Below are 13455 nucleotides of genomic sequence, written 5' to 3'. Positions count from 1 at the left end.
TTACTTTTTTAAATTCTTACAATTGCTTTCTTCATTTTGTTGCAATTTTTCTAAACTTTCCTGTTGTTTAGATAATTTTTCTACTAATTGTCTCTTTTGCTTTTTCAAATTTTCATCCAATTTATCATCTGGTGTTATTAATAAACGCATCATCATATGCATATACTTTTCATTTAACATATTTTTCCTCCTACACCTGCTATCGCACCTGCACCTAAACCTAAGAAAAACTTCCACATTTTTCATCCTTTCGTAAAAAATTTATAGTATTTTACGAAATTCTTGCGACAAGGTTTGTCGTCTCTCATAAATTTCCGCCATTTTTTAGATAATCTTGCAAAATTTTTTCAAATTTACTTTGCAAATTCGCTGGTTCGATGATTTTGATATATGGCAGGTAGAGTTTTGCGAAATTTAAAATTTCATCTTCAAATGCCGCAGTCACGGCAAGTGTGGCGAATTTATCGTTTTTATCAATAAAATTTTGCGTGATGAAAAATTTTTTGCGCCCAAGGTATGCAAGCGCAGTATTATCCACGCGCAGTCTCGCACTCACGGGACTTTGCGAGAACCAATGATTTTTATTTTCTTTGATTTGGGCTAGTTTTTTGATTTCCGGCGAAAAGGTTTGCTCCAAAACATCTAAATTTGAAATTTTCTCAAATGTAAAGGTCTTTAAAACGCCCATTTCATCGCATAGCACATACCACACCCCAAGGCGAAAAATAAAGGCATAAGGCTTTGCGGTGCGCTCCTTGCCAGAGTAAGTGAAATTTAAAATATTGTGATTTTTGATAGCGTAGCAAATCTCCTCAAAATCCCTTTTGAGCGTGGAATTTGGGGTAAATTTGTCAAATTTGGCGTCGATTTTATAAACGCCGTTTAGCAGGTCTGTGATTTCCTCGCTTCCGAAGCTAGGGAAAATCTCGCTAACGCCTAAATTTCTCGCTAGACTAAGCGAGCAGGTATCTAGAAACCCCCCCCCCAACGCAGTTTACGCGGATTTCGCCACCACTCTTTGCGAACTCAAATCCGTGATTTTCCAGCGCTTTCATATCGCGTTTGAGCGTATCTGCGCCCACGCCTAGCTCTTTGCTAAGCTCGCCAAGAGTGAAGCTTTGCGCGCTAAGTGCCAAGGTGCAAAATTTCGCCATGCGATAAGCGATATTATCACGGGTTTTGCCTGAATTTTTTGCGTAAATTTCTAAATTTTTTATCATATTTCTTTCTTTTGGGGTTATAATAAAATCGTTATTATAACCCCCATTAAATTTGGCTAAATTTATAGCGATGCGTAGCGCACCATGAGGCAAGTATCTAGTTTAGCGAGCTTTTCGAGGACTGATTTTTGCACCTGAGAATCGACTAAGATCACGGCTAGTGCGTTGCCGTCTTCGCCTCTGCCTAGGCGGAAGTCAGCGATATTGATATTCTCATCGGCTAAAATCGTGCTTATGTTTTTGATGACGCCTGGGACATCGGTGTTTTTGAAGATTATCATCTTGCCTTTTGGCTTGAAGTCAGTTTTAAATCCATTGACATTGACTATGCGACCCTCTTTGCCGTCAAAGACCGTGCCCACAACGCTCGAAGTATCCTTATCTGTGATAATCGTAACGCCAATCTCATTTTTGTAGATACTGCCCACGCACTCTTTATACTCGGTCTCGATACCCTTCTCATCGGCTAGGAATTTTGCATTGACATAATTTAGCGAATCGCCCAAACTATCGTGTAGTGCGCCTACGATAGCGAAAACTAGCATTGAATTTAGGTATTGTGAAATCTCGCCGCTACCCTCGATTTTGATAGATTTTATCGGACCTTTGTTGATTTGGGCGGCTAGATAAGCCATTTTTGATATCAAATCCACATACGCTTCGATTGAGGCTGGTAAATCCTCGGATTTGATAGGCAAATTTAGCGCATTTGGGTAGCTGATACCGCGTGCTGCGCTGATAGCTTGCTCAGCGGCCTCGACTGCGATATTTCTTTGCGATTCCAAAGTATTTGCGCCAAGGTGCGGAGTGGCGGTTAAATTTTCGATATCTAAGAAATCATGCGAAGTGGCTGGTTCTTTGTCGAAAACATCTATGCCTAGATATGCGATTTTGCCTGATTTTAGATTTTTTACTAAGGCTGCTTCATTGTATAATCCACCGCGCGCGCAGTTTATGAGGCGCACACCATTTTTCATCTTCGCAATTTGTGGCTCGTCGATCATATTGATAGTTTCGCGGTTTTTTGGCGTGTGGATTGTGATGAAATCGCACGCTAGGATATCATCGAAATTCGTAGTGTATTTCACGCCTAGTTTTGTGGCCTTTTCTGAATCGATGTATGGATCATACGCGATGACGCTCATACCAAAGCCAAGTGCGCGCACACCCACGCGAGAGCCGATATTTCCGAAACCGATAATACCTAAGCTTTTTTTGTATAGCTCGGTACCATACCATTTTTCGCGTTTCCAAATGCGATTGATTTTCAAATCATTACACGAATTTACATATTTGCGGGCGGCATTTAGCAGGTGGCACATAGTCATCTCCACAGCGGCGATTGTGTTTGCCGTAGGGACATTCATAAGGATAATTCCGCGCTTAGAGCAGCCGTCGATATCGCAGTTATCCACGCCCACACCTGCGCGCACGATAGCTTTGAGATTAGTTCCTGAATTTAAGAATTTCTCATCTACCGCAGTCGAGCTTCTAGTGATTGCTACATCTGCATCGCCAAGCATGCCGTAAAGCTCGTCTTTTGGGACATCGGTAGCGTCGATTACATGGATATCTGATTCTTTTGAGAGAAGTTCAAAACCTATATTGTGGATTGCGTCGCAAACTATTACAGTTTTCATAAATTTCTCCTATTTTGTATGTGGAGTTGCAAGGCAAAACTGCCTTGCAAGCGGGGTTATTTTAGTTGATCTTTAATAAGATCTCCCAAAGTCATTTTTTCGTCATCGCTATTTACTTCGTTTAAAAGCTCGCGCTCTTTTTGGTGAGCTAGTCTGCGAACACTTAGGCGAATACGATTTTTCTTTTCGTCGATAAATGCGATCGCAGCTTCGATTTCATCGCCGATTTTGATCTCATCTGCGCTCTTATCGCCCAAATCCTCTTTGCGAAGTAGCGCATCTACGCCACCTTCTAACTCTACGAAGATTCCAAAATCTTTGATATCGCGAATTTTACCTTTTACGACATCACCTTGTTTGTGAGATTTCGCATAATCGCTAATCGGGCTATCGCCTAGCTCTTTGCGATTTAGTGAAATTTTTTGTGTGTCGTTGTCGATTTTGATAATTTTGACTTCTAGTTTATCGCCGATTTTAAATAAATTTTTGCATCTTTCGTTTCTATCCCAAGAAGCGTCTTCATTATGCAAAAGACCCTCTACGCCGTCGATTCTAACGAACGCGCCGAAATTTGTGATTGTTGTGATTGCACCTTTTACCACATCGCCGACTTTGTATTTTGCCAAAAATTCATCAAATGGTTTTGGAAGCAAGTTTTTAAGACTCACTCTTAGTCTTCTTTCATCTGGGTTGATTTCTACGACTTCTACATCGATTTCTTCGCCCTCGCTGATGAAGTCTTTTGGATTTTTGATATTTTTATCCCATGAAATTTCGCTAATGTGCAAAAATCCCTCGATATCGTTACCTAAATCAACAAATGCGCCATAAGGCTCGATATTGCTGATTTTTACGCGGATTGTGTCGCCGACTTCTAGGCTGTCTTTGATCTCGTTCCAAGGATCTGGCATTGCAGCTTTGATTGAAAGAGATAGGTGTTTTTTGTCGCTATCGTATTTGACGACTTTGACTGGGACTTTGTCGCCGTCTTTGTAAAGTGAGCTAGGATTTACAGGGCCTTTATATGAAATTTCGCTGTAATGAACTAGTCCATCTACGCCACCTACATCGACAAACATACCATAAGTTGTGATTTTTTTAACAGTGCCTTCAATGACACCCTCAGTAGCTACGATTTTTTCGATGATTTCTTTGCTAGCTTTGCGGTCCTCATCAAGCAATTTTTTGCGTGAAACCACGATACTTAACTCATCTTCATTTACTTTTAGAACTTTTACTTTAAAAGTCTTGCCGATAGCGCCATTTGGGTTTTTAAGCGCACTTTGAGAGCGTGGCATAAAAAACTCAACATCATCTTCACTAACGCAAACATAACCGCCTTTGTTAAAAGAGACGATTTTGACATCATATACATTTTCTGCATTTTCATCGTAAGAATCGATAAATGCTTTGACTTTTTCTTTTTTTATAGCTTTTCTATATGATACGACCGGGCGACCACCTCTACTTCCGATTATCGCGACTTTAATGTCATCACCTACTTTTACACACAAGTTTCCTTGGGCGTCGCTCACTTCGGATACATCCAAAACTCCTTCTAGCTTTCTACCCACATCTACGAAAATCTCGTTGTCTTTAACAGCGATAACCTTACCTGTGACTACCTCATCGTGTGATTTTTGGTTGTCATACTCTTCTAACAATTTCGCAAAATCTTCATCTGCGTGATTTTGAACTTTCTCGTTCACCTCGGCCATAAAGCTTCCTTTAAATTTATTTACATTTTTAACAAAAATGCTAAAAGCTAAATCTTACCTAAATTTTGCTTTTAATCAACTAAATTTTTTTAAATTTTAATATGTTAAATTTGAGATGAAATTTTAAAATTTTGATATTTTTTCGATTTTTTCAACGACTTTTTTGATAATCCAATCAGGCGTGCTAGCCCCTGCTGAAATCCCGCATAAATTTTTATTTTTAAACCAAATTTGCTCGATTTCGTCTTCGTTTTCGATCAAATAACTATCCTTGCAAAAGCTTTGCGAAATCAAAAAAAGTTGCTTTGTATTTGATGAATTTTTGCCACCCACAATTATCATAATATCGGCTTTTTTGGCAAGTTCGGCGGCTGCTTCTTGGTTTTCTAGTGTCGCGTTGCAGATAGTATTAAAAATACGCACCTCGCGCGATTTTTGCATTAAATAATCCACGATTTTGACAAAATTTTCGATTTTTTTCGTAGTCTGCGAAACTACTGCAACCTTTGAATTTAGCTTAATCTCGTCCAATTCGCTTGGCTCTAAAACCACAAAAACCCTGCCCTTAGCATAAGATTTCACCCCTTTTACCTCTGGGTGGTTGCTATCGCCAAAAATCACGATATCATACCCCTCATCGCTCATTTTTTCGACGATTTGCTGCGGTTTGGTCACAAAGGGGCAGGTCGCGTCGATGAGCTCTTTATTTTGCGCTCTTAGGCGCGTCAAATCCTCTTTTTGGATACCGTGCGTGCGGATTATGAGCTTTTTTTCATCGCTTACTTCGCTAGCATCTTTTAGAGTTTTTACACCGAAATTTTGCCTTAGGCGGTTGATCTCTTCTGCGTTGTGGATTAGCTCGCCTATCGTCGAGGCCTCGCCCGCGTTTTCTGCGATTTTAATCGCTCTTTTGACCCCGAAGCAAAAGCCATAGCTTTTGGCCATTTCAATCCTCAACGCTAGCTCCGATTTGTTTTAAAATTTCGCTGAAATTTGGAAAAGATGTCGCGATACATTTGGCATCTTCTATCATCATACCGCATTTAAGCCCCAAAATAGCGAAGCTCATCGCAATTCTGTGGTCGCCATGAGGCGTGATGATTGCTGGGCTCATTTCTCCACCGCCAATGATTTCAAAGCCATCTTCTAACTCGCTAGCTTTCACGCCACACGCCTTTAATCCCTCGACCATGACAGCTATGCGGTCGCACTCTTTGACGCGAAGTTCTTTTGCATTTTTTAGAGTGCTTTTGCCCTGCGCGCAGGCAAACGCCACGGCTAGGGCTGGGGCTTCATCTATCATCCACGGGATATTTTCGCTAACATCTACGGCGCGAAGCGGGGCGTAAGAAATTTCGATATCGCCGATTTCTTCGTAAATTTCATCGGTTTTTTTGTAGCTGATTTTCGCACCCATTTTCTTTAAAATTTCGTAAGCTTCTATGCGAGTTTTATTTAAAAGCATATTTTTTAGCACGATATGCGAGCCCGGGATTATCGAGGCTGCCACAGCGTAATAAAACGCCGAGCTTGGGTCGTTTGGCACGAAAATTTCAAGTGGTTTAAGTGGCGCGCGTAATGGCTCTACACGCAGTTCAAGGCCGTTTGTGCTAATGTCCGCTCCCATAGCTTTTAGCATTTTTTCGCTGTGATCACGGCTTAGCTCAGGTTCGCTAAATTTGCAACCATTGCTATTAAGGGCGGCTAAAATCATAGCGGTTTTGACCTGAGCAGATGAAATTTTGCTATCAAATTCAAAATATTCAAGCTTGTTTCCCTCGATTGCAATCGGAGCTTTGTTCGCATTATCACGACCGTAAATTTTCGCCCCTACTTTGCTTAGGGGACCCCCTATTCTACGCATTGGGCGCTCGTTTAGGTATTTATCACCACTTAGGACGAAAAATCCCTTAACCGAGCTTAAAAGCCCCATAAAAAGGCGAATCGTAGTGCCTGAGTTCCCGCACTCTAATGGCATATTTGGCTCTTTTATCGCGCCTTTTGGCGTGATTTCGACTTCGGCACCCACTCGCTTAACCTCTGCACCCAGAGCCTCTACGATTTTTAGCGTATTTAGCGTATCCTCGGCTAGCAAAAAATTTGAAATTTTGCTTGTCCTATCCGATAAAAGCGCGAAAATTGCGCTTCTATGAGAGATCGATTTGTCTGAGCCGATATTTGAAATTTCGGCATTTAATGGCGATTTTTGAGCGAAAATTCTCATCGTAATTCTAATCCTAAATTTTGATTTAATGCTTGTAAAATTTTATCCATAAAGCCTGCTACTTCGTCATCTTCGAGGGTTTTGTTATCGTCTTGGAAACTAAATTTAATTGTCAAACTCGCGCTATCTTTTAGGCTTTCGTCTCTGTATAAATCAGTCGGCAAAAATTCCTTCAAAGCGTCGATTTTAAGGGAGCTTATAACCTCTTTAATCTTCTCAAATCTAAGGTCATTTGGCACCAAAATACTTAAATCGCGCAAAATACTAGGGAATTTCGAATAAGCATTTGCCATAATTCTTTCAAATTTTAGTTTTTCAAAATCAATCTCGCACAAATATGTTTTTTCTAAATCACGACTTTTTTCCACATCGCCATCTACGCGCCCTATAAAGCCAACAATTTCGCCATTTTGCTCGATTAGGGCTTGTTCAAATTCGCTTAAAAAGCCGATTTTTTGCTCTGGAATTTTCACGCTAAATTTACCAATCACGCTTTGAATTAATCCCGCAAAGTATAGAAAATCCACAGCCGCAGGTTTCGCGCCGTTTGCGATAGAGCTTTCGTTTTTTAGTCCGCTTGCGACAAATCCTAGTTTTTGCGATTGCACGCCCCCAGCGTCAAAAACCGTGCCAAGCTCGAAAAGTTTGACGCTTTTTTTCGAATTTTTCAAATTTCGCTCAGCAGAGGCCAAAAGATGATTTATCAGCGTTGGGCGAAGCGCGTCTAACTCGCTATTGATTGGGTTTAAAATCTCTTTTTTGCACGGCACAAATCCAAGAGAGGCTAAAATTTTGCTATCGTCAAAGACATAATGCACGCACTCGAAAAATCCCAAAGCAGCCGCTTTTTTGCGCACTTTGCGTGAATTTTGCAAATTTATATAAGTTTCGTTTATGCGTGTTTTTTCCTCGAATTTCATCGGTGCTGAGGCGATATTATCGATGCCTACGATTCGCACGATTTCCTCGCAAATATCATGTGCATTTAGCACATCGTGCCTAAAATGCGGAACTTTGGCGTTGATGAAATCAGCCTCTATGCTGATATCAAATCCTAGTTTTTTTAGAATTTTTACGATTTGATCGCGCGAAATATCTGCGCCAATCATTTTATTAATCTCTTTGTCGCTAAATCTAATCGTTACAGGCTCATACGCGCTCGAAATTCTCTGCGCGCCAGCATACGGCAAAATCGAAGGATTTTCGCCCAAAATGCGAAATAAAAGTTCCGTGCCCACGCCTAGGCTTGGCTCGCTACCACGAGATGAGCGATAAACCTGCTCGTCGCCTTTTAGGCTTTTGTTTTCGTTTATGGCTTTTGCGATGACAAGGGGTTTGGTGTAGTTTGCCTCGATGATTACAATTTTTGCCTCATCGCAGGCTTTGAAATTTTCATCTTGGCAAATTCCAGCGATACTTAGCAGTTTTTCACCGCAATACACGCCAAATTCGCCGTTTTGTAGCTGTTTAATGTCAAGTGAAATTTTTTCGCTCCCATTAGCGATTTTTTCGAAATCATACGCCCTTAGCAAAACTCCCGTCGCGTGCGTAACATAGGCTAAGTAGTTTTGCACAGCACAAGAGCCTAGCAAATCGGCAATCGCAAGGCGCAAAATGTGTTTAAAAGAAAGTCCGAAATTTTTCTTTGCTTCAAAGGCGCGAAACGAAAATCTCGCGTTGCTTTCGGCGTTTGTATGGACATTTAAAATTCTGCCGATTCCTGGGGCATTTTCAGGGTCTTTGAACTCGACTTTTTCTTTCAACGCTAAATTTAACCCAGCGCTAAGATCTCGCGCGATACCTAAAATACTAAGGCAATCGCCCCTGTTTGCAGTAAGCTCGATCTCGATTATGTCGTCGTTAAAAATTTCATACTCATTTAGCGCCTTACCAGGGATTAGCTCGCCGATACTTTCGTCTAAAATCATAATCCCGTCAAAGGTCTTAGGAAGCCCAAGCTCGGTCGATGAGCAAATCATACCAAAGCTCTCTTCGCCACGAAGTTTGGCTGGTTTGATCTCCAATCCGCCAGGAAGCTTCGCTCCCACGAGTGCTACTGCTACGAACTGCCCTGCATCGACATTTTTGGCTCCACACACGATTTGGAGCGTTTTTTCGCCGACATCGACTTCGCAGACATTTAAATGGTCTGAATTTTCGTGGCGTCTTTTGCTTTTAACAAGCCCCACGACGACCAAATTTGGGATATTCATGCGAGTGTGCGCATCGACCTCTAAACCAATCGAATTTAGCGTAAGGGCTAAATTTTCTGATGAAACTTCGCTTAAATCAATCCAATCTTGTAACCAATTTTTCGTTATTATCATTTAAATTGCTCCAATAATCTAATATCGCCTTCAAAAAGTGAGCGCAAATCAGGAATTCTATGAAGTAGCATAGCAAATCTCTCGACCCCAAGCCCAAAGGCATATCCGCTCACATCGCTCCATTTTACCGCTTTAAACACATTTGGATCTACCACGCCACTTCCTAGCACTTCTAGCCAGCCAGTTTGTTTGCAAACACGACAGCCCGCTCCACCGCAAAAAATACAGCTAATATCAACCTCTGTGCTAGGCTCAGTAAATGGGAAAAAGCTAGGGCGAAACCTGACTTTGACATCGCCAAACATATAATGCAAAAAATCCTCTAAAATGTATTTTAAATTTGCGAAGCTCACATTTGCGCCCTTTTCGACGACCAAACCCTCTACTTGGTGAAACATCGGCGTATGTGTCAAATCCATATCGCGTCTAAATACCGCACCTGGGGCTATCATACGCACTGGCGGTGTTTTGAATTTCTCCATTGTGCGGATTTGCACGCCGCTAGTGTGTGTGCGCAAAAGCTCGCCTGAATTTAGATAAAATGTATCTTGCATATCGCGCGCTGGGTGGTATTTCGGTAAATTTAGCGCTTCGAAATTGTGAAAATCATCTTCGATTAGCGGACCAGATTCTACGCTGAAATTTTGCGATACAAAATAATCGATTATCTTATCCATAGTCTCCATTACAGGGTGAAGCGCCCCGCTAGCTACATTTTCGTTAAATAGCGTAACATCGATCGCCTCTTTTTTCATCGCCTCTTTTTGCGCGATTGCCTCCAAGGCTGATTTTTTCGCGCCAATTAGCTCGGAAAAAATATCTCGCTTTTGGTTTGCCTCTTTTGCAAATTCCTTTTTTTGCTCGGCAGGGACGGACTTTAACTGAGCGAAAAGCTCGGTGATAACGCCCTTTTTGCCAAATAATTCAAGGCGGATTTTTTCAATTTCATCTAAGCTAGTGGCTGCTTCGATTTTGGCTTTGATTTCTTGCAAAATTTATCCTTTTTGTAAAAAAATGAATTTTGCGATTGTAGTTAAAAATTGATAAAAACAAGGTAAAAATTCATAAATTTGAAATTTTTAGCTATAATCTAGGCTGAATTTTTAATCAAAAAAGGATACATTATGAATATTTTCGAAAGAATTGTAGCAGGCGAAATTCCATGTAACAAAGTCCTAGAAAACGACGATTTTCTGGCATTTCACGATATTAGCCCAAAAGCTCCAATACACATTTTGGCAATTCCGAAAAAATGCTATGAAAACTTCCAAGTAACCCCGCCAGAGGTCATGGTAGGTCTTAGCAGTTTTATTAAAGAAGTCGCTGTGAAAATGGGGCTAGATAAGACAGGTTACCGCCTAGTGTGCAACTGCGGCGAAAACAGCGGCCAAGAGGTCATGCACCTGCACTTTCATATCCTTGGTGGAACGAAACTTCCATGGGATAACACAAACGGCGCGAATACGCACGATAAATTCTAAAACTCACAAATTTCACAAGTCGCCAAATTTGGCGACTTTTCTGCTTTTTTAATTTTTTTAAATTTTGCTTTTTGGTAATTTGGGTTAAATTTTAATAGTGAATTTTAAAGTGTAAAATTTAAAAAAGTCGCCGAATTTGGCGACTTTTATTGAGGTTTGCAAGGATTATTTTGCAAGCATTGCATCAAGCATCCAAAGGCGTTTTTCGTATCCGCCAAGTTTGTCTTGTGCGAAATTTGATGTTACGATATCGCCTGCTTCGTCTGCGATTTCGGCTAGTTTTTTGAACTCTTTTAGCAAATATTCATAGGCTTTTTTCACATTTTTTAGCACCTCTTCTGCGCTATAATCGTCTTTTAGATCGATTGGAGCAGAGGCTAGTTTGATTAGCTCTTCGGCTTTGATTACTGGTTTGCCACCGATTTGCAATGCTCTTTCAGCTGCGTCATCGAAAAGCACGCCAAACTCATCGTAAGCTTCCTCTGTGTAAGAGTGGATTGGCGCAAATTGTAGGCCTTTGATATTCCAATGATATGCGTGAAATGCGACAAATAGCGCGTGTGCATCTGCTTGGATTTGGTTTAGTTGTTTTGTTACTTTTGACATTTTCATGTCTCCTTTCTTAATTTAAATTCGGCGGTATTATAAACGATAAATTTAAATAAAAAGTATCTAATTAATAAATTTTATTATTTAGAACTCTCAAATTTACAAAATTTACATATAATTAAGGTTTTATATCAAAATTTAAAGAGCAAAAATGGTAAAAGTTTTTTTGATCGAAGATGACGCAGAGTTTGCTGGATTGATAGCCGAATTTTTAGGTTCGCGGGGCATTAGCGTGGAGGCGTGCGAGGATCCGTTTTTGGCGATTAGCACGGATTTGGCGCAGTTTGATTTGGTTTTATTGGACCTGGGGCTTCCTGGCATGGACGGACTGGAAGTTTGCAAAGAAATCCGCAAAAAAAGCAAAATCCCGGTTATCGTTTCGAGTGCGCGCGCCTCGACCGTCGATAAGGTAAGCGCCCTGCAAATCGGGGCTGATGACTACCTGCCCAAACCATACGACCCAGACGAGCTATACGCGCGCATAATCTCGCTTTTGCGCAGGGCAAATGACTTTAAAGAAGAGAGCGAAAATTTAGCGTTTAGCGTGGATAAAAATCTAGGCGATGTGTTGTTTAATGGCGTAAATTTGGGGCTTACGCTGGCTGAGTTTGAAGTGCTTGGCGAGCTAGTTCGTAACTTCCCAGCCGCTGTCAGCAAGGAGCAAATTTTGCGCGCCTCGCCCTCGATTGTATCGGCAAATGAGAAAAATTTGGAGATGATAATCAGCAAAATTCGAGCCAAAATCAAACCTCACAGCGAGGCAAATCACATAATCTCGCTTCGTGGCAGAGGGTATCGCCTTGCCAAATAGCAAGCAAAATTTGGCGCAAAATTTGGCGCAGGTGAATTCTCAAAATTCGGCGCAGACAGATACGCAAAAGGGCGCAAAAATTTCAGCGCAACCTAGTCTGCAAAACAGCGCGCAAAAGTCCATTTTCAGGCGCATTTTGATACTTTTTTTGGTAGCGTTTTTGGGGATAGTTTTTTTGTGGTTTGGCGTGCATAGCTGGAAGGATTATCGCTACAAAGAGACTTTGCGCCTAAATTTACGGCTAAATTTGCAAAGTTTCCAAGAAGAGCTTTTAAACGCTAGCTTACCAAGCGATGAAATTTTGGCGCAAAACGGCTTTGTTTTAGCCGAAAATTTCGGCACCAAAAACGCCAAAATCATCGAGAGCTTCGGCGATAAAAACAGCGGGTATCAGATCGTAAAATCAGGGCGCGAGGAGCTGTTTTTCATATACACGCCGATTAATTATATGGTTTTGCGCGCCTTGGATAATGACCGAGATTTCGCGGTTTTCGACATTTTTTTCTGCGTTTTGCTAGGCATTTTGGCACTACTTTTTTTCTTTTTAAACAAGGCTTTGGCGCCATTAAATTTGCTTTATTCAAATTTGCTAAATTTAAAAAACGGCGAGTTTAAAATTTTGGAAATCAAAAGCGATTATAAAGAAATTTCTCGTATCCAAAACGCCTATAATAGCGCGATTTTGCGCATAAAACAGCTTCTTGGCACCAGAGAAATGTTTAACAAAATCTTTATGCACGAGATGAAAACACCCCTTGCCAAGGGCGCATTTTACCTAAAAAACGCTCCCAGCCCGCAAAATCAGAGCAATTTGGCTAGGCTTTTTGCGCAGATAAACGAGCAGTTAGAAAATTTCAGGCTTCTTGAAAGTCTGGTTAGCTCCGAGGCGGTAGAGTGCGAGCAAATGGGCTTTGGCGAGGTTTTTGAGCGCACGCGCGAAAAGCTAAATTTACGCGAAAATGATAAAATTTGCGTTGATTTAGAACGCGATTTTAAAATTTACGGAAGCGCCGAGCTGTGGGAGATATGTCTTAAAAATTTAATCGAAAACGCGCTGAATTACTCGCCAAATCACGAGATCAAAATTTACGCCACGCATGGCGCGATAGTTTTCGAAAACAGCGGCGAACCCCTAGCCAAGGACATTTCTAGCGCAAACGGCGAGCTGGAACTAAACTGGAAATTGGATAAAAGCGTGCGCCATAAAAGTTCGAGCGGGTATGGATTTGGGCTATTTATCATACAAAAAACAGCGATTTTAAACGGCTACGAAATCGCCTATTCGCACGAAAATGGCGTGAATTTTATAAAATTTATAAAAAAAAGCGAAGCAGAATTTGCGTAAATTTGTTAAAAAATTTTTTAAATTTATCACTATATTGATGGTGATATATTTTTTACCGATAATTTTGTTAATTTTTAGAG

13 protein-coding genes are annotated in these 13455 nt (G+C 40.9%); 3 read left to right on the top strand and 10 right to left on the bottom strand.

The annotated features are described in order from the left end of the window. The 9 genes from OFN73_RS03585 to pheS form a co-directional block, all read right to left on the bottom strand. Positions 1-180 (bottom strand): hypothetical protein, encoded by a 180-nt coding sequence (locus OFN73_RS03585; RefSeq protein ID WP_270862272.1) that lies wholly within the window; start codon positions 178-180, stop codon positions 1-3. Between the two features lie 124 nt (positions 181-304). Continuing rightward, positions 305-988, bottom strand: coding sequence for a WYL domain-containing protein (locus tag OFN73_RS03580; RefSeq protein WP_270862271.1), 684 nt, complete (start codon positions 986-988; stop codon positions 305-307). Next, positions 954-1220, bottom strand: coding sequence for a hypothetical protein (locus tag OFN73_RS03575; RefSeq protein WP_270862270.1), 267 nt, complete (start codon positions 1218-1220; stop codon positions 954-956). Before OFN73_RS03575 ends, OFN73_RS03580 begins: the two co-directional genes overlap by 35 nt. Before the next feature lie 62 nt (positions 1221-1282). Then, positions 1283-2860 (bottom strand): phosphoglycerate dehydrogenase, encoded by a 1578-nt coding sequence (gene serA, locus OFN73_RS03570; RefSeq protein ID WP_270862269.1) that lies wholly within the window; start codon positions 2858-2860, stop codon positions 1283-1285. Positions 2861-2916: 56 nt separating this feature from the next. Next, positions 2917-4578, bottom strand: coding sequence for a 30S ribosomal protein S1 (locus OFN73_RS03565; RefSeq protein ID WP_270862268.1), 1662 nt, complete (start codon positions 4576-4578; stop codon positions 2917-2919). 123 nt (positions 4579-4701) lie between these two features. Then, positions 4702-5535: a 4-hydroxy-3-methylbut-2-enyl diphosphate reductase gene (locus OFN73_RS03560; RefSeq protein WP_270858330.1), complete on the bottom strand. Its 834-nt coding sequence runs from the start codon at positions 5533-5535 to the stop codon at positions 4702-4704. Next, complete coding sequence (gene aroA / locus OFN73_RS03555) at positions 5525-6802, bottom strand: 3-phosphoshikimate 1-carboxyvinyltransferase (protein WP_270862267.1); 1278 nt, start codon at positions 6800-6802, stop codon at positions 5525-5527. Before aroA ends, OFN73_RS03560 begins: the two co-directional genes overlap by 11 nt. Next, entirely contained in the window at positions 6799-9129 is a 2331-nt protein-coding gene (gene pheT / locus OFN73_RS03550) for a phenylalanine--tRNA ligase subunit beta (protein ID WP_270862266.1), read from the bottom strand. Before pheT ends, aroA begins: the two co-directional genes overlap by 4 nt. Next, positions 9126-10121 (bottom strand): phenylalanine--tRNA ligase subunit alpha, encoded by a 996-nt coding sequence (gene pheS, locus OFN73_RS03545; protein WP_270862265.1) that lies wholly within the window; start codon positions 10119-10121, stop codon positions 9126-9128. Before pheS ends, pheT begins: the two co-directional genes overlap by 4 nt. Positions 10122-10253: 132 nt before the next feature. On the opposite strand from pheS, the gene OFN73_RS03540 reads away from it, so the two are divergent. Next, positions 10254-10610, top strand: coding sequence for a histidine triad nucleotide-binding protein (locus OFN73_RS03540; RefSeq protein ID WP_270862264.1), 357 nt, complete (start codon positions 10254-10256; stop codon positions 10608-10610). Between the two features lie 165 nt (positions 10611-10775). On the opposite strand, the gene OFN73_RS03535 is transcribed toward OFN73_RS03540, so the two are convergent. After that, positions 10776-11216, bottom strand: coding sequence for a Dps family protein (locus OFN73_RS03535; RefSeq protein ID WP_270858336.1), 441 nt, complete (start codon positions 11214-11216; stop codon positions 10776-10778). 154 nt (positions 11217-11370) lie between these two features. Between OFN73_RS03535 and OFN73_RS03530 the strand changes: the two genes are divergently transcribed. After that, on the top strand, positions 11371-12030 hold the full coding sequence (locus OFN73_RS03530) for a response regulator transcription factor (protein ID WP_270862263.1): 660 nt from the start codon (positions 11371-11373) through the stop codon (positions 12028-12030). After that, positions 12020-13375 (top strand): hypothetical protein, encoded by a 1356-nt coding sequence (locus OFN73_RS03525; protein WP_270862262.1) that lies wholly within the window; start codon positions 12020-12022, stop codon positions 13373-13375. Before OFN73_RS03530 ends, OFN73_RS03525 begins: the two co-directional genes overlap by 11 nt. Positions 13376-13455: the final 80 nt, after the last annotated feature.

It is taken from the genome of Campylobacter sp. JMF_14 EL1, assembly GCF_027737585.1.
Lineage (GTDB): Bacteria > Campylobacterota > Campylobacteria > Campylobacterales > Campylobacteraceae > Campylobacter_B.
The sequence above is the reverse complement of the archived record's forward strand: the minus strand, read 5'-3'. Positions and strand labels throughout refer to the sequence as shown.